General features: G+C 62.1%; 23 protein-coding genes and 1 pseudogene. 7 read left to right on the top strand and 17 right to left on the bottom strand.

Annotated elements, in window-relative coordinates; translation table 11 throughout:
* Positions 1-30 precede the first annotated feature (30 nt).
* The 7 genes and pseudogenes from ACQ5BM_RS02460 to ACQ5BM_RS02430 all read right to left on the bottom strand — a co-directional run.
* Positions 31-432, bottom strand: a pseudogene (locus ACQ5BM_RS02460) (SU10 major capsid protein); the annotation flags it as partial.
* 32 nt (positions 433-464) lie between these two features.
* On the bottom strand, positions 465-2,159 hold the full coding sequence (locus tag ACQ5BM_RS02455) for a hypothetical protein (protein WP_429807279.1): 1,695 nt from the start codon (positions 2,157-2,159) through the stop codon (positions 465-467).
* Entirely contained in the window at positions 2,159-3,241 is a 1,083-nt protein-coding gene (locus ACQ5BM_RS02450; protein ID WP_429807276.1) for a hypothetical protein, read from the bottom strand. The genes ACQ5BM_RS02455 and ACQ5BM_RS02450 overlap by 1 nt, the downstream gene beginning before the upstream one ends.
* 337 nt (positions 3,242-3,578) lie before the next feature.
* Positions 3,579-4,382, bottom strand: coding sequence for a phage tail tip lysozyme (locus tag ACQ5BM_RS02445; protein WP_429807273.1), 804 nt, complete (start codon positions 4,380-4,382; stop codon positions 3,579-3,581).
* A 123-nt stretch (positions 4,383-4,505) separates the two neighbouring features.
* Positions 4,506-5,501 carry a DUF5309 domain-containing protein gene (locus ACQ5BM_RS02440; RefSeq protein ID WP_429807270.1) on the bottom strand — a complete coding sequence of 332 codons (996 nt, stop codon included), beginning with the start codon at positions 5,499-5,501 and terminating at the stop codon, positions 4,506-4,508.
* 188 nt (positions 5,502-5,689) lie between these two features.
* The gene (locus tag ACQ5BM_RS02435; RefSeq protein WP_429807267.1) at positions 5,690-6,640 is read right to left on the bottom strand and encodes a hypothetical protein; all 951 of its coding nucleotides are present in this window, start codon (positions 6,638-6,640) and stop codon (positions 5,690-5,692) included.
* 134 nt (positions 6,641-6,774) lie between these two features.
* On the bottom strand, positions 6,775-7,011 hold the full coding sequence (locus ACQ5BM_RS02430) for a hypothetical protein (RefSeq protein ID WP_427348263.1): 237 nt from the start codon (positions 7,009-7,011) through the stop codon (positions 6,775-6,777).
* 268 nt (positions 7,012-7,279) lie between these two features.
* On the opposite strand from ACQ5BM_RS02430, the gene ACQ5BM_RS02425 reads away from it, so the two are divergent.
* A complete protein-coding gene (locus ACQ5BM_RS02425; protein WP_429807264.1) occupies positions 7,280-7,687 on the top strand; it encodes a hypothetical protein in 408 nt (135 codons plus the stop codon).
* Between the two features lie 13 nt (positions 7,688-7,700).
* On the opposite strand, the gene ACQ5BM_RS02420 is transcribed toward ACQ5BM_RS02425, so the two are convergent.
* On the bottom strand, positions 7,701-8,219 hold the full coding sequence (locus tag ACQ5BM_RS02420; RefSeq protein ID WP_429807262.1) for a hypothetical protein: 519 nt from the start codon (positions 8,217-8,219) through the stop codon (positions 7,701-7,703).
* Between the two features lie 247 nt (positions 8,220-8,466).
* On the opposite strand from ACQ5BM_RS02420, the gene ACQ5BM_RS02415 reads away from it, so the two are divergent.
* Both ACQ5BM_RS02415 and ACQ5BM_RS02410 read left to right on the top strand, forming a co-directional pair.
* Positions 8,467-8,763, top strand: coding sequence for a hypothetical protein (locus ACQ5BM_RS02415; RefSeq protein ID WP_429807259.1), 297 nt, complete (start codon positions 8,467-8,469; stop codon positions 8,761-8,763).
* A gap of 97 nt (positions 8,764-8,860) precedes the next feature.
* Positions 8,861-9,067 carry a hypothetical protein gene (locus ACQ5BM_RS02410; RefSeq protein WP_429807256.1) on the top strand — a complete coding sequence of 69 codons (207 nt, stop codon included), beginning with the start codon at positions 8,861-8,863 and terminating at the stop codon, positions 9,065-9,067.
* Positions 9,068-9,142: 75 nt separating this feature from the next.
* Here the strand turns inward: ACQ5BM_RS02410 and ACQ5BM_RS02405 are convergent, their stop codons facing one another.
* The 9 genes from ACQ5BM_RS02405 to ACQ5BM_RS02365 form a co-directional block, all read right to left on the bottom strand.
* Positions 9,143-9,424, bottom strand: coding sequence for a hypothetical protein (locus ACQ5BM_RS02405; protein WP_429807253.1), 282 nt, complete (start codon positions 9,422-9,424; stop codon positions 9,143-9,145).
* Between the two features lie 117 nt (positions 9,425-9,541).
* Positions 9,542-10,696 carry an amidohydrolase gene (locus ACQ5BM_RS02400; RefSeq protein ID WP_429807250.1) on the bottom strand — a complete coding sequence of 385 codons (1,155 nt, stop codon included), beginning with the start codon at positions 10,694-10,696 and terminating at the stop codon, positions 9,542-9,544.
* 127 nt (positions 10,697-10,823) lie between these two features.
* Positions 10,824-11,042: a hypothetical protein gene (locus ACQ5BM_RS02395; RefSeq protein WP_429807248.1), complete on the bottom strand. Its 219-nt coding sequence runs from the start codon at positions 11,040-11,042 to the stop codon at positions 10,824-10,826.
* Positions 11,039-11,443: a hypothetical protein gene (locus tag ACQ5BM_RS02390; protein WP_429807246.1), complete on the bottom strand. Its 405-nt coding sequence runs from the start codon at positions 11,441-11,443 to the stop codon at positions 11,039-11,041. Before ACQ5BM_RS02390 ends, ACQ5BM_RS02395 begins: the two co-directional genes overlap by 4 nt.
* Before the next feature lie 166 nt (positions 11,444-11,609).
* Positions 11,610-12,311, bottom strand: a complete 702-nt coding sequence (locus tag ACQ5BM_RS02385; protein ID WP_429807243.1) for a hypothetical protein — start codon at positions 12,309-12,311, stop codon at positions 11,610-11,612.
* Positions 12,308-14,362, bottom strand: coding sequence for a portal protein (locus ACQ5BM_RS02380; protein WP_429807240.1), 2,055 nt, complete (start codon positions 14,360-14,362; stop codon positions 12,308-12,310). Before ACQ5BM_RS02380 ends, ACQ5BM_RS02385 begins: the two co-directional genes overlap by 4 nt.
* 121 nt (positions 14,363-14,483) lie before the next feature.
* A complete protein-coding gene (locus ACQ5BM_RS02375; protein WP_429807238.1) occupies positions 14,484-15,656 on the bottom strand; it encodes a hypothetical protein in 1,173 nt (390 codons plus the stop codon).
* Between the two features lie 138 nt (positions 15,657-15,794).
* Positions 15,795-17,234, bottom strand: coding sequence for a terminase large subunit domain-containing protein (locus ACQ5BM_RS02370; protein WP_429807236.1), 1,440 nt, complete (start codon positions 17,232-17,234; stop codon positions 15,795-15,797).
* Entirely contained in the window at positions 17,119-17,508 is a 390-nt protein-coding gene (locus tag ACQ5BM_RS02365) for a hypothetical protein (protein WP_429807234.1), read from the bottom strand. The genes ACQ5BM_RS02370 and ACQ5BM_RS02365 overlap by 116 nt, the downstream gene beginning before the upstream one ends.
* 420 nt (positions 17,509-17,928) lie before the next feature.
* Here ACQ5BM_RS02365 and ACQ5BM_RS02360 point away from each other — a divergent pair, with 420 nt between their 5' ends.
* The 4 genes from ACQ5BM_RS02360 to ACQ5BM_RS02345 all read left to right on the top strand — a co-directional run bounded on the left by ACQ5BM_RS02360 (position 17,929) and on the right by ACQ5BM_RS02345 (position 19,853).
* A complete protein-coding gene (locus ACQ5BM_RS02360; RefSeq protein ID WP_429807231.1) occupies positions 17,929-18,297 on the top strand; it encodes a tetratricopeptide repeat protein in 369 nt (122 codons plus the stop codon).
* A gap of 402 nt (positions 18,298-18,699) precedes the next feature.
* Complete coding sequence (locus ACQ5BM_RS02355; protein WP_429807228.1) at positions 18,700-18,870, top strand: hypothetical protein; 171 nt, start codon at positions 18,700-18,702, stop codon at positions 18,868-18,870.
* Between the two features lie 287 nt (positions 18,871-19,157).
* The gene (locus tag ACQ5BM_RS02350) at positions 19,158-19,289 is read left to right on the top strand and encodes a hypothetical protein (RefSeq protein WP_280137725.1); all 132 of its coding nucleotides are present in this window, start codon (positions 19,158-19,160) and stop codon (positions 19,287-19,289) included.
* Between the two features lie 261 nt (positions 19,290-19,550).
* Complete coding sequence (locus tag ACQ5BM_RS02345) at positions 19,551-19,853, top strand: hypothetical protein (RefSeq protein WP_429807225.1); 303 nt, start codon at positions 19,551-19,553, stop codon at positions 19,851-19,853.
* Positions 19,854-20,008: the final 155 nt, after the last annotated feature.

Below are 20,008 nucleotides of genomic sequence, written 5' to 3'. Positions count from 1 at the left end.
GCGAATAGCTAGTCACCCCATGACGACATTGATGATCACGCCCTTGTCGGCGTCGCCGATCTTGGCCACGGCCTTGTCCTCCTGGATGTTGCGCAACCAGAGGAAGGAGAGCATGTCGGTGTCGAGGAAGAAGGCGTTGCGCGCCAGTTTCGCATTGCCCGCCTGCACCCGGTTCGGGTGGATCATAACCATGCCGAACGGGCCTTCGTAATAGTCGGCGGTGGCGACGATCGTGTCGCGTTCGCCGCCCTGCGAGACGGCATAGCGGAACGGCGCCACATTGGCGTCGGACATGAAGGTGACGAAGACCGATTTGACGTAGGGCGAGACCGAGACGTGGCGGAAATTGGCGCCGTTCTGGTAGCCCGTCTGCATCACCTGGTCGAGGATCGCCTTGGTGAAGGGGCGCTGCGCGCCGTCGGTCGGCGACAGCGCAAACCGCTTCGGCCTAAGCGTATCCCTGGTCATGGGTTCCCGTGTTCGTTCCGAAAGAGGTCGGCCGGCATCGGCGGCGTCTTGTCGGAAGCAAGAGGCGTGGTGCAACCAATGAAACCGTCAGCGAAGCCGAGTGCCTCAGAGGGAGTATAGCCGGTTGCTTCGGCTGCCAGGTCAAGCGACCAGCCTTCGTTCCGGGCATAGCTGCTTCCCGTACGGTTCTCCGCGACACGAATAAGTTCGTATTCACCACCCGACGTTTGGAACCCCCAGATCAGCTTTGGCTGGCCGGCGACATCAACGCGCTGCTGAAGGTACCCGGTCAGCATGAAGCCCGAGGCATAGACCGGCTTTTCGAAGGCGACGCGCATCGGTGCGTGCGCCGCATCTCCATCCTTGCGGTATGGGCCGGCAGCTTCCTTGAACGCCACCGTCCCGAAGGCGTACTTCTCCTCGCTCAGCGCCTCGAAGAAATCCGGCCGACATTGCAACAACGCATTGATCAACCTGTTGCCGCGGCTCACTGGTGGCGGCCCAAGTTCGGCCCAGCCGAAAGTCTCGGCACCATCCGGCAGGCGAAAGTCCTTCGTTTCGCCTACGTCGGGTGCGCAGGTTACTATCGCCTGCTCATCGGGATCAAAGTAAGAATCGAACGTCAGATGCTGAGAGACGGGACTGGCGCCTACATCCTGCGCATTCAACGTCCAGGCGCCGGCGTCCTCAAATCTCACACCGTATTGAGTCGCCAGCGCACGAGCGGCCTCGTCGGGCGTCGCGGCAACCTGGAAGGCCCAGGCAAAGCGCGTCGGTTCGCCCGCCTGAACCGACTTTCGTTGAAAGAAGCGCACGATGCTGAGGCCGCCAATCTCGACCGGGCGCTCGAAAGTCACAGTCTCGTTGTCGGTGTTCGCGGCTTCGGGAATGTGAGGCGTGTTGTCCGGGCTCTCCCAAGGCTCGATCCGGACCCGCGGAAAGATATGTCTTTCGGCTTTGAGCACCTCGAAGAAAGAGAGCTTGCAGGCGACGAACGCGTCAAGAACCCTGTTGGACTTGGCGGCTGGTGATTTCACCGGCGGAAACAGATCCTCCGCCGCCGGGAGGCGCTTCCTGCCGGTTTCCTCGTCGGTCGCCAGTTCCGCCATTCGATCCTTGGATGCATCACACATCACGAGTGCTTTTGAGGGGCCGCCCGCCTGGCGAACGACGAGTTTCCGGTAGCTATCCTCCGGCGCAACCGATGCATCGCCCCTTCGAGCCGGCTCGGTGTCGAGCTTCAGTTCGAAAGCACCACCATCCTGTGCAACGAACCTCTCGCCGGGCAACATTCCCTCGATGGCATTGACCACCTCCGGCAAATTCCGTTTGACCTCGAAACCCCAGGCGAAGTGCGGAACGGCGATACCGACGGCCTCGAATTGCACATATGCGCTCAACGGCAGTCCACCGGCGTCGACAGGCGCCGCGAACTCGATGGTTTGCCCAGTCACGCCGTCCGAACCGTCCCAATCATAGGGCCTGATCACTGCTGCGCCGAAGTTCGCCCTGTCACTGGCAAGAAGCGAAAAGATGTCCGCTTTGCACGCCAGGAACGCGCCAAACACCCTTCCCGGATCGACCCGATCAGCCGTCGCTGCAGGCGTCGCAAGTACGAGCAGATAAAGGGCCGCGCAAAGACACTTGACGCTCATGGGCACCATCGGGAACCTGCATATTTTGTCGAACATTACGATTTCGCCACCAGAAACAGCGTGGAAGGGTCGGGCTCTGCTCCATCGGCCGGCGTGGCACAGGTGAGGAGCCCATCAGCGATTTTGAAGGAGGACGATGGCGCATAGCCCGTATCCTCGGTCGTCAGATCGAGTTCCCAACGGTCGCCCTCGACCGGCTGGGCGCCAGTGCGCAATCGGAGAACCTTGGCAAGCTGGTCTCGCCCACTTCTCGTCTGAAAGCCGAAGGTCAACTGCCGCTTGCGATCCACCACGTCGGCCCGCTGGGTATAGCCGGTAACGGCGATACCCCAGACTTCTATCGGCGCGGGAAACACAACGATGGTGGCTGCACTCGACGGGGTTTTGCGCTTTGATTGGCTTGCTGCCGGCATGATCGAGGACCGCCGCTCGAAGACTTCCGACTCCCCGAATGACGCCCTTTCCTCCTTGAGTCGGGTGAAGAACTCCGGCCCGCAAGCAAGAAGCGCCTTCATCAGACCGTCGGTGTCCTTGAGAGGCGGCACCCCGATCTCGGGCCTCCCAAAAACCTCTACGGCCTCGGGCATCCGGAAATCGCCGATGTCCTTTGCCTCGAGTTCGCAGGTGATCGTCGTCGTCCCGCCATCATATCCGGCGATTTTGAGCAGGGTGGATATCCCGCCTTGTTCCTCCGGCCCCACTTCCGGGGCCACGCCCCAGGCCCCCATGATCCATGGCCTGACCAGCTCCACGCCGTAACGCTCCTCCACACGCTGCCTCACGTCGGTCAGTGATTCATCCACCTGGAAAGCCCAGCGATAGTTGTCCGGCTTGCCGGCAATGACCTCTCGTCGCTGAAAAAAGCGCAGAAGGTGGAAGCCATCGGCGTCGACCGGTTGCCCGAACGTCACGGCCGACCAGTATTGGCTTTGTGCGTCCGCTCCGTGCAGCGCGTTTTCTGGATCATCGAACACCTGGATCTGGACCGGCCCGAACACCTGACGCTCAGTCTTCAGCAGCGTAAAGAAATCAGGCTTGCATGCACGCAAAGCGTCAAACACCCGTTTTGCACCGGCGGATGATGCTTGCGAAGACGCGGCCGGGATCGCAGAACTCAAGACAAACAACACCGCTAGGGCCGACACGCACCACCTGAACACGATCCCTCCTCGGCCAATGCCGAACGCTGTTTATGAATGCAAAGTCGTGAATGAATGCGGGCCCGATTGTCAGCGCGCCGACGGATTCGACCGGCACGCTCATCCCTTTTCTCACTCGCAAAACTTGTAGAACATTCAGAGAACAAACGCAAGGGATTGCTCAGCAGAAATCGTACGTCTCGCCAGGCACAACCTAGCCGGCACCGTGCCTACAGCGATAAGCTCGGCGACGGAAGCGGACTCATTCGAACCAATCGCTTGCTGCATCCTTCAGCCGCCGCGCCTCTGATACCGCTTAGCGCCTCCAGGGCGGACCTGAGTTAGGATTGTGCATTGGAACGGGCGTCTCGACAGCGTAATCCGGAAGCTCCAGCGCTCTCCGCGCAAACTCTTGGCGCTCTCCAAGCTTCATTTTGGCGGAATTGGGACGCTCGTATTTGTCGGCAACGACGTACGTGGCGTGGTCGATGTCCTTGGCAGACGACAACGGCTTCCGCACACCCTGCTCACCGTTCAAAAGCTCGTGCTTTATGAAGCCGTAATTTGCCTCATAGGACTCGGGCGGCAGTCCTTGCTCTTTCGCCCAGTTGAAGAAAGCTTCCCTGCGATCGTCCCATTGCGGATAGCCGTAGGCATTTCCGCCTACCCGGCCATTCTGCCACAGGTTGCCGAAAACACGACCAAAGCCACCGCTCTCATGGTCGAAGTTTCCAACGAAGGCTGCGGCGTCCTGTTCGGTCATCATCAGATCCCGCTGAAGATCTCGCTTCAGACGCAACGCGATGTTGTCCGAGAGCTTGTCATGCGGCGTAATCGCATTGAGACGGTCCGCAGACACCTGAGGTTCTTTGCCGAACCGGGTTGTATCCGTCAGCGTGCCGCGAAAGTGCATCGGCGCCTTGCGCAAATCGCCACCCATGAGGTCACCCGTCCGGGGGGGCCGGAACTGTGCCCCCTCGCCGCGCGGCGCCTTCGCATCCGCGATTGGCGTGCTGCTCGTCAACGTCGGGTTCTCGTCAAAATACTTGATCGCCTCTCGAACGGATTGAATTCTGACGGGTAGCCCCATTGAATTCAGCGGTTTGTCTTGCTTGGCCAAAATACACCTCTCCTGGGTCGGTTTCGTTTACGCTTGCCGCTACTTGCTCAGGCGTACCGCCGGCGAACGAGAGCGGCTCCTTGAAGCCGCTCAAGCAGCGCTGCGGTCAGGTCCTAATCTGACTCAGCTCGCAGCACTCAGCCCGAAGAGGTCGGCCGCAACGCCGAGGCCCTTTTCGTTGTGCACCTTCAGCGTGCCCTCGCCGATGATCACGCCCTTGTCGGCGTCGCCGGTCTTGGCCACGGCCTTGTCCTCCTGGATGTTGCGCAGCCAGAGGAAGGAGAGCATGTCGGTATCGAGGAAGAAGGCGTTGCGCGCCAGTTTCGCATTGCCCGCCTGCACGCGGTTCGGGTGGATCATCACGGTGCCGAACGGGCCTTCGTAATAGTCGGCGGTGGCCACGATCGTGTTGCGCTCGCCGCCCTGCGAGACGGCATAGCGGAACGGCGCCACATTGGCGTCCGACATGAAGGTGACGAAGACCGATTTGACGTAGGGCGAGACCGAGACATGGCGGAAATTGGCGCCGTTCTGGTAGCCGGTCTGCATCACCTGGTCGAGGATCGCCTTGGTGAAGGGGCGCTGCGCGCCGTCGGTCGGCGCCACCGTCAGCCCCGTCGTCGGGTTGAAGCCGCCATTGGCGCCGCCTGCGCCGCGCGAAACGTTGGTGGTGAGCCAGGTCGGCAGCGAGCCGAACTCACGGGTCGCGCCCGAGACCGAAGCATTGGTGTCGGCGATCGCGTATTCGAGGTCCTTGCGGATCTCCACGCCTTTCTTCAGCTTCTGGTATTTGCGCTTCTGCACGTTGCCGGCTTCCGCCACCACCTCCTGGGTCGCGGAGATGATCCAGTCCTTGCGCAGAATCTGGGTGTAGTTGCCGAGCCTGGTCGGCGCGATGATCGTGCCGAAGGTGTATTCGTCGCCCTCCTGGCGGATGTTCTCACCGGGGGCGGCCAGTTCGTCGGTCTCCCATTCCGGGTGGTGCGTGTTGCACTTGCCCTTTTCGATCAGCGAATAGATCGGCGTATCCTCGGGCGTGATGCGGGAAACGACGTCGGAAAGCTCCTCGCGGTTGCCCACGGCCTGCGAAGTCGTGAAGGTGTTTGCTACGACAGCCATGATAGTGTCCTTGATTGTTTGAGAGAGGTCGGCACCGCCCATGTCAGAAAAGACGCGCGCGCTGCCATCAAAATGTTGATCGGAGATTTTCGAGCAGGACCGCTCCACCGAAACCACGTGAAAACAAAGAGATGAAGCGGTTTCCGGACTCTATTTGTGATGGACTTGCGACATGCCGCCCGCCGCGCTCAGTCGAAATCGACGCCCATCGCGTCGCGGATCGAGCCACTCTTCGCGAGCCGCTTCATCGCTTCCCGGCTCCGTCCCGGCGCCTGCTCTGCCTTGCCGGCCGGCCTTGGCCGCGCCACCGGCGCCGGCGCTCGGGCAAGCTTGCTCATCGCCCGCTTCTTTGCCTGCTCGGCGGCAAGGCCGAGGCGGGCATAATGCGCCAGCTTGAACAGGCGGTGGTCGGTGACCTCGCGCACTTCGGCTTCGGAAAAGCCGAGCGCTTCGGCCACGTCGAAGGCGCCGGCAAAGAAGGAAAGCCGCCCCTCGTCATCGGCCGTTTCGGGAAAGGCTTCGATCAGCTTCAAGTTTTCCGCTTCGAGCTGCTCGTCGCTAGCTGCTTGCGAAAGCGCGCCCATCACCATTGCCGGCGCCTCGGCGATCGAAAGGATCTCGTCGATGCGGTCGAGCCCCGCCTGGTGCAGCGCCCATTGCCGGCGATAGCCGTCCGGGTCGAGTGCGGCCATATGTTCCGGCGGTTCCGGCGGGATCTCGCTGGCGATGAGATGGGCAAAGGCATTGGCCGATTGCGCCACGCGGCTTGCCATGCCTTCCAGCGCCCGCCCGCGATTGGCGATGTCCTGCGTCTTGTGGCGGTAGTCGCGGTCGCGCATATAGCCGAGCTTCAGCTCGGAAAACGGCACTTCCTCGCCGCCCTTGAGGACAACAAGAAAATCCTCGGCTTCGTTGGCCGCCGCGTCCTCGTCAGGCTCGGCCGGCTCGTCGTCGGGGTGTTCGGGATCGTCGTGGCCCTCGCCACGGATCTCTGTCGCTCCGTACTCGCTTGCCCCTCCCTGCTCCGGGTTGGCCTCGCCTTCAGGCTCCCAGAAATCGAGATCGGCATCGTCAAGCCCGGTCGCGGGGTCAACGGTTTTGCTCCCGCCAAAAGGCAGGTTGGCACTATCGTTCGTCATGGCGTGACCTTTTTGGAGAAGCAATTCCAGGAAAAGTGTGAAGCGGTTTTCCGTCCGGAATTGCGTTTCTTTTTACAGATGCATTGGGCCGGACAGGCATCTGCCTGAAACGGCCCCATGAAAGCGCTTGCCCGTCAGGCGGGTGCGCCCTTGCCGTCAGCCTTGGCTTGCTCCGTCAGGAACTTGAGCTTGGCGCGGAAGTTTCGGATGGCGCGGGCCTCGGCGGCATAGGCCGCCCGGCCGGCATCGTCGGTAAGGCCGGCATGGATGCAGCCATTGATCGCCGCCCATTCCAGCTCGTTCATGATGTCGTCGAAATAGGGCACGTCGAGAATGGCGCGCGCAGCCGCTGCCCGTTCCTCTGGTTTCATGCTTTTGACCTCGCTTGCTGAGCAGGTCGTTCCGACCAAAATTTTGCGTCGAACGTTGCCTTGATTCTGCTTTTGTTCTGCGCTACCGCTGTGCGAACCGGAGCGACATGCCACTCTAGGTCACATTCGCAATGACCAAACGAACATGCCTTCCCAGCCGTTTCGGCATCAAGCGCCTCGGTCCGGATGCCGGTCCCGGCGCAAGGCTTGATCGGAGCGGATGGCCGGCACCAGTCACAGACGTGCGCGTCTATCGAACGAGGAACCCATGAGAAGACTATCAAGTTTGGTGTTGTCAGCCCTGCTCCTCGCCGCCGCGGTTTTGCCCGCATCGGCAGCCGGCCAGTTCGGCGAGCCGCGCTACCTCGTCAAGGCGTTCCTGCTCAAGGCCGACAAGACCTTCGATCACGCGACGAACTGGTGCGGCAATGAAAGCGTCTGCACCTTCACGGTCGGCGATTACGAGGTTGGCTTGGACTTGTTCATGAGCGGCAAAAGCTACCGCCTGCGTGTCGCATCCTGGGATGGCGACAATCCCTGTTGCTATTTCGCGAATGGAAGCGACGAGACCTCCGTCGCAAGCGTCCGCCCTCATGCCGAAGTGCTCTACTACAAGACAGGCGCCGGCCGTTCGAAACTCGGCACACTCTACATCGCGCTCGAAAGCCTCAAATAGCCAGAACGACCGCTCACTCTCTCCATGTGTCGAGCGCTGTCCTCATTGAAATGGGCCGAGCCCGAGTTGGATTGTTCCAAGGAGCGTCCTCCTCGCTTCGGAGCTGCGGTTCGTTCCTGTAAGGATCCTCGTAGAAGCCCTTGCGTTCCTTCTCGGCCAGCAACTCCTGCATCGATTGGATCGACGAAACGATATCCTTCAGAGCGGCCATCCCGTCGTCGTTCGAAACTTGGGACTGCAGGGTGTTGAGCTCGGTCTTTACGCCCTCAAGATTTCCCTGCATTCCACTCAGGCCCTTCCGTGGCCTGGCGCTGTAGGTTCCGTCACCACGCTCAGACAGGTTACCCAGAGATTTCCGCAGCCCTTCTGCCGTGTATGCCGACGGGCCCTCAAGAGCACCGCGCAAAAGGTCGTCGGCATAGGCCCTCGCATCCTCGGGGCTTAGATATCCCGCGCCGCGGCTTGGCAGATTGCGCTTGTCAACAGCTCCGGAGCCGGGCTTCGCACGGCGCGGAAAAATGAAGTCTTCCATGGTATTGTCCTTTCGAAATGTTCGTTGCAGCCTAGGGATTGCGAGCGTTCTCGCGTGCGACGCGGCCAGTCTGAATTGGCTACCCCCGCGGAACGTGCCAAATGTGATGGGGCTTTATTCTGCTTTTATTCCGCGCTACCCATGTGCGAAAGCACGATGGTGAACGCCACTTTACCGCGTGTCGAAGTTTTGTTTGCCTTCGCCGTTATCTCGGTGGCATCGGTTTGACATCTAGGGGATTTGCAGCATGAAGAAAGTCGGAGTTGCCCTGGACGCCATCGCTGGGATCGTCCTCGACATTCTCGATGTCATCGTCGTCGGCTTTCTGCTGCATCGTGTGGCACGCGTCCTCGTACCGCTCTTCAGCTTCGGCAAGATTCAGGTCGAGGATCTCTACGCAGCCGGCACCGGCTTCAATTGGCTCGGCTTGAAGCACCAGGAGGACGGCCGCTACCTGCTCAGTTCGGGCATGAGCACACTCTTCGCCGCACTTTTCTGGGTTCTGTGCCTGGTCGCTTACCTCACCATCACCCGTGGGTTCTAGCCGCGAATCTCGGCCCCAGTCGGCCGTTCAGGCCCGTCGACAGCTCACCCTCAACGTGCAATCGTCACACTTCGCCGTGCCGCCAGAGGTACATCCAATGCCCGAAAAGTCTAAGAAGTTTGAAACCTTCCGTGCCGTGATCGGGCTCGCCTTGGTCATACTGGTTTCGAACGTAGTGGATCACGTTCTTCCGGACTCGTCGTTCTGGGTCCAGCTGGCTGTCGGCCTTGCGGTCATCGTGCCGCTTGGCTTTGCGCTTGATGCGCTACTTACCTTTGGTTACAAAACTTGGCGACGTGGGTAGAAGGCACCCGACCGCGAACCGCAGCACCTTGCGTCGTCGCGTACTCGTCGCCACGCCAAATGTATCGGCTCGGTGCTACTTGCCCACCCGCCTGGTGCATCGGTTCTCTTGGCTGATGCAGGCGATCTCCGCCGTCGAGCATTCGGCAACACCGTTGACGACCGCGCAGTGCGAGCACTGGTCGGTGAATTCCAGGCAATCCGGATTGGCCTTGATGAAGTCCTGCAAACTGGAATTCTCGGTCTGTCGCGGCTCGGGAGCGGCATTCGCAACGGGAGTATCGGCCGCGCGAGCGGCGGTCATCCCCGCGATGGCGAGCGCCATGCAAAGCGCGACACGAATGCTGGATTGCCTCATCCCCTGCTCCTCCTCAGCGCACATCCGCACGCGCCGTGAAACGGCTCTCGGCCGGAACTGCGCACTGTCAGAGCGTGCCGTCACAACAGCCGCCGTGCAATCGACCGCCCGCCGCCCTCATCCCAGTTCGTTGCGGATCGCCCGCATGAACACCTTGGCGCCGATGCCGATCAGATCGTCTGGAAAGTCATAGTCCGGATTGTGCAGTCGCGCATGGTTCTCGCCGGCGCCAAGGAAGAACATCGCCGCTGGCGCCACGCGCCCGAAAAGCCCGAAATCCTCCGACCCCTTCATCGGCAGCACGCCCTCGCCGTGATCGTGGCTGACGCCCTCTTCGTCCATCGCGCGTTCGAGCGCGGTCACAGCCGCTTCCGCGTTGCTGCACTGGTGGAATACGTCCTCGTAGCCGATCGTCACCTTCAGTCCGGCAGCCTCCGCCTCCCTGGCGACCAACGCCTCGGCGCGGGCCACGAGATCGGCCATGCGCTCGTCGGTCAGTGTCCTGAGCGTCGCCCAGATCTCGGCATAGCCGGGGCTGATGCCGAAGGCCGCCTCGCCGAGCCGCGCATGCGTCACCGTGACCAGCGTATAGGTCTCGTCGAGCGGCCCGTTGTTGCCGAGCGCCGTCAGCCCGGAAAGCAGAGCGGCCATCGCAAAGGTCGGCGCAATGCCATCCTCCGGCGTCGAGGCATGCGCCGTCTTGCCGGACAGCGAAATCCGCATGCCGCGCGAGGCGCAATTGACCGGCCCTGTGCGAAGGGCCGCATGGCCAAAGCGTAATCCCGGAAAATTGTGCAGCGAGAAGACCAGATCCGGCTTGATGTCAGCAAATTTCGGGTCGGCAAGCACGGCCGCAGCACCCGCGCCGTTCTCCTCCGCCGGCTGGAACATCAGGATCGCCCGGCCTCTCGCCGGGCGCTCGCACCCAAGCCCTTTGGCCAGCGCCATCAGGATCGTCATATGCCCATCATGGCCGCAGAGATGCCCCTTGCCCTTGATCTGCGAGCGATGGCCGATCTCCGAGATCTCCTCGATCGGCAACCCGTCGAGCTCGGCCCGCACCATCACAGTCGGCCCTGGCTCTCGGCCCTCATAGATCGCCGCCACTCCGTGCCCGCCAAGACCTGTCATCACCGCATCCGGCTTCGTCTCGGCCAACGCCTTGACGATCGTATCCGCCGTCTCCCGCTCCTCGCCCGACACCTCCGGCCGCCGGTGCAGGTCGCGCCGAAAGGCGGTGAGTGCCTCGAGTTCACGATCGATCAGAAACATTACGCCCCTCCGCTATGCAACTCCCTGCTCATAGCAGGTGTCGGAGGGTGTCGCCAATCGGGCCGACGCGTGTTCTTGTGCGCTGTATTCAGCACCGTGCCGCCGGCCATTTCGGCCAGGTAGCGCTTCAGCGACCGTTCCGCTGGATTTCTGGAAGCTTCAGCTCGCGTTCCATCTCGAGCTTGCGCCGCGCGGTCTCGCTCTCCATGCACGCCTTCTCGGCGGCAAGCTGCGCTGCCATCTGCGGGCGCTGCATGCCCACGTCCGGCTGTTGCTGCGGCTGCGCCGCCTGCATCCGCTTCTGGATTGCGCAGATGCCGATCCATAACGACCGGCCAGAAGTCAAGCTTCGCCCTCCGACACCAGTTTCCTTGCGGCGTCCATTCTTCTGACAACCGGTTCAAGCAAACTGTAAGCGATCAGAAACATAATATATTGTGGCCCGAGCAGACCCACCAGAAACGTGATCTGTACCGCCTCCCAAAAGGCATTGAGGTTGTCTGCCCGGAGAAAAACCACGGAGTAGCCAATCGGAATAATCATCGACGGCAGTGCCGCCAACGTGATGTACACAAGGCGCTTCCAGAGGCGCACCGCCGGGAGGGGAACGAAAGCAAAAATGTAGAGAAGCGAAACGGAAGTCGCCGCCGAAAACGTGAAGAAGCGTTGGTAGGCCCAAGCCGCAAATGCCAGCATGACTATATAGCTGAGAACCACACGAACCGCATTGAGGAACGTATAGTGCATGGAAGCCTCGCAAGTGTCAGGCAAGCAGCAGCGCCGCCAGAAGGTTGTCCGTCTAATCTCGCGCTAGATTGCGACGCAATTACGCCTATACAACGCAGTATTGCTGCTACGCAATCCTTGATTGCGACCCTGCCTGAACGATCGCCGACGTGGAGGTCTCCCCCATCTACCTTGCCAGCAATCGCCGGAGGCTCTCCACATCGTTGGCTTCGCCCACATGCTTGTCCATGCGACGAAGCTGCTCGTCAAGCTTCGTTGGCCACATAGTTTGCTCGACCTGACCGAACGGGCCGATGCCCTTGATCGCCTCCGTGACTCCCGTTGTGCAACCGGTATCAATAAGATTGGCGGCTGGCGCACCACCGAGATTGAAGACTCGCTCTTTGATGAGCTCCTCCTCTTCCGGAGTTGTTGCATACCTTCGCACGGTTACGTTAGGTCCGTCGTGCAACTGGTATCGCAGGTAGTCTTCTGGGTTTACTTCCGGCCCGTAAAGAGCACGCCCGCTGCCCATCTCCCTGCTCATGTAGCTGCCGGCAGGGTCGTAGAGTAACCGGTCCTCAGCTTCGCCACCCCTGGGAATGATGAAGAGACCACTGTGCATGTTATCGCCAAGGCCGGGGTAACCGGTCGGATTCGTGTTGGACATGATATAGGTGTCCGCGACCTCCACACCCTTATCGCGCCCGCGTTGCGTGCCCCAGTTCGGCAATCGGCTGTTGGCCTCCTCACCGAAATCGCGTAGTTCCAGCGCAGTCGTCGACCGCGCGCCTGTTTCGTACAGGCCGTCGTCCGGCTCGCCCCCAAAGGCGGCACGACCCGGTTTGACGCCAGAGGCGTCATAACCCCGCTTGTTGATTCTGATCATCCCGGCAGTCCTCCGATATGCGCCGCAGTCGGCGCCGTGCCACCGGCCATTTCGGCCAGGTTCTGCTGACGTTTGAGGTTGAGTTCGGCGTCGATCTGGTAGCGCTTCAGCGCCCCGTTCTGCTGGATCTCCGCAAGCTTCAGTTCGCGCTCCATATCGAGCTTCCGCCGTGCGGTCTCGCTCTCCATGCGCGCCTTCTCGGCGGCAAGCTGCGCCTCCATCTGCAGCCGCTGCATGCCGGCATCCGGCTGTTGCTGCTGCGCCGCCTGCATCCGCTTCTGAATGTCCTCGGGCGTCGGCTTGGTGAAATAGAGGTCGGGCGATTTCAGCCCCGCCGCCTCCACCGTCTTGGCAATGCCGTTGTAGAGGTTGTCGGGCGAGACGTAAGGATTGTCCGGTCCGAGCGTCGTCAGCAGTTTTTCCTGCAACTGCTGGATCATCTGGATCATCAGCATGTCGCGCTCGCGCGTGCCGGCACCGAGCCCGGTATTGACGGTCGCGTCCATGCCGGCGTTCCAGTGGCGTGGGTCGAAGCTCACCCATTTCCCACGCAGCCTTACTGCCCGCGGCCGGTCCTGGTGCTTGATGGTGAGGCCAAGCAGGCCCTTGAACACGCGGCGAAGCCCCTGCGCGAAGGTGCGCACCATCAGCTCCGTCTGGCCGATGCCCGCCTGCTCGACGAGTGCGGTCGCCTTCGCCGTCATGTTCTGCAGCGCATCCGGCGCAAGGCCGCTCGACGCATCGGAAATGCCGGTACGGTCGGTCGCCTCCTGGTCGAGATAGCCGAGCATGGAGAAGGATTCCCGCGCCACGAACGGCACCGCCGTATAGCCGACGGCGCCGCGCACATCGACGCCCTGGCCGACGCGGATCGGCTGTCCGAATTTCGGGTTCAGCACCGATTCCGGGTTCTGGATCACCCCTTCCTGCACGATCGGCTGCTGGTTGTTCTGCCAGTAGAGATTGTCGAGCGTCTGGCGCAGAAGCACGGTCTTCACCCGCTGGATCTCCGCCATGTCGTCGGTGATCGCGTTGCCCTCGCGCTGGTGCGGCCGCCGTTCGGTGATGAGATCGGCAAAGGGCACCTCGTCCCATTCCGCGTCTTCGAGCAGGTTGTCCGCCCCGGTGCCGCCGGCAAAGACCAACCGGCGAAGCTCCGCAATCCCGTCGTCGTCGGTATCCACCTTCACATAGAGCTCGTAGTAGTCCACCTCCTGCAGCGCCGTTGCCGTCTCCTCGCTGTCGCCGAAGATGCCGCGCCTGCGGGCAAATTCCTCGTCCTCGGCATCGGCATTGCCGGCAATGGCAAAGCCCTCGACGAGATCGCGGTCGTAGCCCATGGCGATCAGGTCGGAACGGCGCATCCGCCGCTTGATCCCGGCAATCGGGCTGTCGTCGATCGAGATCGCGTCCGGATGAACGAGGAATTCTTCGAGCGGCACCGCGGCAAGCCGCGTTGCCCCGCGCTCGGCCGTGCGGCGGATCTTCACGGTGAAGACCGGCTGCTCCACCGGCCCGGTCGGCAGCTCGATCCGCTCGACCGATTGCGCCTGTTCCAGCACCTCCACCGTGTCGTCGGCAATGAGCTGCACCAGCGCTGCCTCGTCGAGCCCGCTATGGGTCGAGACCTCGACGCTTTTCTTCTTCTCGTACCACCAGCGGATCACGCCGTTGCCGAGCTTCAGCGCGTCGTGCGCGGCATCCTGCACCGCGTCATAGCCGTCGCTTTCGGGAAAGACGACGTAGTTGATATAGTCGGTCGCCTGCTCCGCGCCCGCCTCGTCGCCCTGGTTGACCGGCTGGTACTCCACCACCCTGTCATTGCCGAGCACGGTGCGGATGAGCGAGGGCAGCACCTTCTTCACCGCCGCGCGCACATCGCGTGAAACCACCTTGGAGCGGTTCGCCTCGGCCGGCACGTCGGCCATCACCCCGTCGTAATATTCCATCGCCCGAACACGCGCCGCCGAGAGCTGATCGCGATAGTCCTCGCAATCCCTGACGAGCTGGCTCACGAGGTCAGTCAGTTCCGGTTTCGTCATCGCTGCCATCAGAGAACCCTTCGATCGGTAAGGGCCCAGGCGGTATGGGCAGCCTGCCTGGGCAAAGCGTTTCGTCGTCAGCGCGTGGGCGCCGGATCGAAAACGTCATCACGTTGTTTTACTGGTGAAATCAGGTGATCTGGATCGTGCCGATCTTGTAGCGCACGCCTTCATCGGCCGTGATCACGACCGCGCTGTTGCCGAGGATCGTCTTATAATTCTGATCCTGGGAATTCGGATCGAACACGCTGATGAAGTGATTGCTATGGTACTCGTTCATGGCCCCGCCGCCGGCGAGGCTCACCATGCGGCGCCCATTCGCCTCGAATTGCGGATTGGCGAGCGTATCCGACACGCAGTAGCAGAAGCCATTCGCCTGCAACCCGGTATAGCCGAACAGAACCCATTTCTGCGTGGGCACATGATAGCGGATGCTCTGGGCCATGCGGCCGTTCTGGTCATACATCGTATAGGGGTTGTAGCCCGCCACCTTGAAGAAGATCTTCGGCTGCTGCGGCGCGATGTTGCCCTGATAGTACTGGTGGTTCACCGTCTCCCACTGGTTGGCATTGCTGTAGAACTGCCAGCCGACCGAAGCGTCGAGGTTCGACGTCCGGATCAGGGCGAAGCCGTTGTCGAGCAGCGTCGTGTTCCCAGGCAGGTTACGGACCTCCACGAAGGCGTAATAATAATTGCCTTCCTGCACGATGTTTGACGGGTGCAGGAACCCGTAGGCCGTGTTGATCGACTGATAGGACCACGGTTCCGGGATCAGCACGCAGCGAACATTGTGGTGGTTCTGGCCGAAATCCCCGGGCTTCGGGATCGTCCAGGCCTGACCGTCATTGGTCGAGCGCACATAGCCGATCCCGTTGACCCAGCGCGTGTTGAACCCATGGGCATGGGAATTGAAGCCCGGAACCCCACCGATCGTCGTCGACGACTGATAGAATTCGTGGTGCGTCAGACCGACGACCAGAGAGCCGCGCGCAAAGGGCGACACGATCCAGTGGCGGTTGGCATAGTGCCCTTCAACGGTGTCGCGGGGCGAATCCCAGTGCCGGCCCGCATTCCAGTTGGTCCAGGTCTGACCGTTGTGCCAGTCGTAGACCACATTGTAGCGATACCCTTCGGAGTGGCCGGTGATGAAGGTCGGCGTCCCGTTGGCATCGCGCCACGGATGCAGCGGGCCATCCACCCAAAGGCCATAGGGCGTGTTGCCGCCCACATAGCCGTGCCATTGGTTCGTGCTGAAATCCATGCATGTCGTATTCCCCGACGTGGTGACGACGCTGGTAACCATCGATTTCTCCTGGCGTTGTGTATTGAAGTGCACTGTGCAGCGACCGCAGCCGGGCTCTGGCACAGTCGGTCCCCGGCCCTGGCGCGCTGGTGCGCTGGTGCGGGAATTTTGTCTTGGAGCGAGCCCTGGAAGGGCCGATCACAAAACCTTCCGGTCGGTAAAAGCCCAGGCGACGTCATTCGCCTTCACCCGGGCAAAGCGTTTCATCATCAGCGCATAGCGGCTCGCCGAAATCACGTCGTCGCGTTCCTTGACGATCCGGCCGTCCTTGCGGTGGTAGAGCCTGAATTCCTCGAACCATTCGCCGCAGGTCGAAAACACCTTGAAGCGCCCGGTCTGCATGCGCTGCAGCATGTCGGAGACACCCGCCTCGACACCGTTGCTGCCGTCGTCGAAGGTCGCGCGCTCCGGCAGCATGGCGAGGCCCTGCCCGCGATATTGCGCCGCAAGCTGCTCGCCCGAGCCCTTGTCGTGCTGCAGCCCGTCATGCGGCCAGGCCCAGGGCAGCCAGGCGCCCCAGGGTTTCAAGCTTGCCGCGTGGATGATCGGCGTCGCCTCGCGCTCGCGGTAACAGCGGGTTACGTAGAAGATATCCGCGTCCCGGTCCCAGGCACAAAGCACCGCGGCAAAGGGGTGGTCCCAGCCGAAATCGAGCCCGCCGATCTGCACCCAATGCCGAGGTATCTCGAAGGGCTCGACGCGGATCTGCTCCTCCGTCACCGGGAAGATCCGGCCCGAGCCGAGCGTCGGCACCCCCTTGGTGCGCGCTTCCTTCTCGTGTGCCGGATAGCTGGCAACGATCTTGGCGCGCTCCTCGGACGTATAGTGCTCGGCATCGTCGATCGTCATCGTCACCACGGTCCGGTCGTCGGAAGGCTCCAGCAGATAGCGGCCGACGACCGCGCTCATGCCCTTCAGCGGCGTGAAGGTCACGGCGACCGAGCCACCCGTCGCATTGGTGCGGGTGATGCCCTCGAAATAGACGTCTTCCGGCGGCTCCTCGTCGAACCAGACATAGTCCACCGTGTTCGCCTGCCATTTCGCCCGGCCCTGCTCATAGGCTTTCAGAAGCAGCGTCGAAGTGCCGCCGCTGGCGTGGCGCACCGTCACGCTGTCGAGCGCGCCGGAGGCGCTGGAACGCCGGGTCCAGCCGGAAAGCGCTGCTTTCGGCAGATAGCCGGTGCCCCAGTCCTCCTCGCTCATCGGCGGGCCGACGAGCAGCCGCTGCACGCCATCGCGCGTCAGCTCGTGCGATTCCGAACCGCCGATCATCGTGATCGGACGGTCGAACCGTCGGCCCGCCCACCATTCGGGATAGTCGCCAGTCAGATGCATCGCCGCTTCCGCGGCACCGGCCAGCGTCTTGCCGAGCTGGTTGCCGGCCATGAACAGCCGCTCGCGAAAGCGGCCGCCGGCGGCATGAAACTCGGTCTGCTTCGCATAGGGCCGGTAATAACGCAGCCTATTCGTGTTCTGCCGCCGCCCGATCTCCATCGCCAGCTCCATCCGCTCCCTGAGCAGCAAGGAAAGGCCTGATGGTCTGGTCGAGCTTGCGGATCCGCTCGAGAAGTTGCTCATCCGTCATCTCGCCGATCTGGTTTGGATTGATGGTGACGTCCTTGGGCATCAGCGCCGCCACGGCTTTGAGGAAATCATGCGGGTTCTTCTCGATCAGCGCATGGATCGCCGCCGCTCCTCGGGATTCCCAGGCCGAAAGCATATCTTCGAGGAAAAGTTCGCCGAGCCTGGTGCGCACCGCCTTGCGGGCGCGTGGCCGGGGGACCGCGCCCGCGCGATCGGCACGCGGCAGAAAGCGCCCCGTCTTCGGGTCCTTGGCAGGTTTGCTCGTCATGGGATTTGCTCCGTTCGGCCAAGGCACCCGCTGCCGGCACGGCGTTGACCGAGATGGCACGGGCCTGACTGTCGGCCAGCGCCCCTGCCTTGGCGCCTGCAGCAGCCCGGCCATTCGACAATCGTCAAGCGCCAGCCTCACGCGCCGCGAAAGGGCGCGCCAGGCGTGACGGCAGCTCACAGAAAATTGCCGGTGTCACGCCCGATGTCACGCCAGCAAACTTGACTTCAGGTTGTATTACGTCATCAATACGTCGCGCCGGATCGCCCTGCCTCGGGCCTTGCCGGCGGAAATGCATGACGGGTGCCGATGCTGCGCAGGCGGCAGCCGGGAAAGAGCCAAAGTAGTTCAATTTTTTAATAGTTTGTCAGTCCGGAAGTCCCGCCGCGGGAACCATGCGATGGATGCAACAGGTGTCAGATGATCCGCAACGCGTTCAGTAAGTTGAAGACCATTTTCGCCCCACGGCCCTCCGCAGCGAATATCTCGCCCAGGTTGCTTGAACTGGCCACCTCGGGCAATGTCGACGCCCAGGCAAAACTCGGCGAAATCTACTTCAACGACGGCAGCGAGGAACACTACGCCGCCTCGCTTCACTGGAACCGGCAGGCGGCCCGCCAGGGCCATCCCGCCGCGCAAGCCCGTCTCGTCACCATCTATCAACGGGGGCTCGGCGTCGAACGCGACCCGAAAGAGGCCTCGCGCTGGCTTCGCGGCATCGGGCAGCCGCGTCCGCGCCCCGAACCTGCCCGCGCCGTTTCCGGCAAGATCGCCAAACAGGAAGCGTGACGAGCGCCGGCCTGTTTTCCACGTAGACCTGCAAAGTAACGATCGGTGATGACCGCACCGTTGCGCCATGTCCCGAGCGCCGCTCGGCCCTGGAATCAAAAAGGCCGCTTCAATGACGAAACGGCCAGCCTGTAATATCCTTAGCCCGTATCCTGACGCTTGGCAAGCCCTCCGGACAAAATTTGTTCTTGTTATGTTCGTTTTCTTGGCCGGCTTCATTTCGGCGGCAGCGCTCGCCCCATCCGCCTCCCCGCGTCATCGATTGGTGATATAGTGGCAATCGGCGCACGACGTCGCCCGATGCCCAGCGGTCTCCCGGATCTCCTGCCAGGGCCGAGCGTGCCGTGTCCGGTTCGATGGTGAGACGGCCAAAGGTCGCTCCCACGACGACGGGAGGGTTCCATGACCCCACGATACCTGATTGTTGTGATTTTCGCGGCGCTTGCCGCGCTCGCCGGCTGCACCACCGACCAGGCCAGTCGCAACACCGCCCCTGCCCCAAGCCAGGGAAGCCAGGGCATGCAAGGCGGCGCCCAGGGCATGAGCCAGGGCGGCGGAAGCTCCGGCTATTAAGCATGTCGCGCAAAAGTGCGCAGCGGTTTTGCGCGATATGCGCAACTTGGACACGGGCCTCGCCCTCGCACAGGCGGCACCGATCGCAAGTTGTCTATGCCCAGCCCGCGCATGACGGAGCGAACCGCCCGGCACCGAGCCTTCCGGCGCGGTTCGCCCCGCCCCGGCGCCGGTTGATTGAACCTCCGGCGCCGAAACGCGTTGAGTAACCATGACGCGCAATCTCGGTGCCGCGCCATTTGTTTGCGCGCATTCTGTGTTAAGCTTCTCCTCGGGAGGAAAATACCATGGAGAATTTCTTCGCACTCGCCGCCATCGTCGTCGGTTCCGCCATCCTGGGGCTCGCGCTTGCCTACGGAATGCGCCGCAAGGACGCGCACCGACCTCCCGAGCACGACGACGCGCGGTTGAAATTCTAACGCCTGTCGCGCAAAAGTCCGCAGACGCCTTTGCGACAACGACATGCGAAATCAAAGACGTGAAGGGCAAGGCGCGAATCCGGAAGATCGCGACGTGCTTCAGACCCGTCCCCGCCGGGCAGCCGTGGCACGCGCAGTCCCTGCGCTGCACCAGGTCCTGATGCCCGCAGGCAAACAGGGCTCACCACTCCCCTGAAATCGGAACCTTTCCCGCCCCCTCGCCTTACTCCTTGACCAAGGATCAGCCGAGGAGATGCGAGGATGAGCAAGCCGCACCCGAAATCGCGGGATCTCAGGCAGACACCGGAAGACGGGCCCGGGCCAGCCGAGCCGGGCAGCGCCCCCATCGGCAAGATTCCGCCCGTACCGGCCGAGCAGATGCCGGAGGGCGACGACCTGCCGCCGGCCGATCAGGGCCGGGTGCCGCCCGTTCCGAGCCGCGACGAGGCCAATATGAAGCCGGATGACGCCTTGCCCGAAGACCGCGAGGAGAAGATCATCGACGACGACCCGGCGCGCGAAAAGACCCGCTTCGACGAGGAACTTCCGAAAAGCAGCCGCTAAAGAGCTTGTCGCGCAAAAGTGCGCAGCGGTTTTGCGGTCACGACATGCGAAATACCAAAGGCTTAAAGCACGGAGCGAGTCTGAAAGATCGCGGCGCGTTTTAAGGCCTCTCGCGCAAGGGCAACGGACTTGCGATCACGGCATGCGGAGCATCA

The organism is Ensifer sp. B1-9 (assembly GCF_050474445.1).
Classification (GTDB): Bacteria; Pseudomonadota; Alphaproteobacteria; order Rhizobiales; family Rhizobiaceae; genus Ensifer.
Note: the sequence above shows the minus strand (reverse complement) of the source record. Positions and strands in the feature narration are given on the sequence as shown.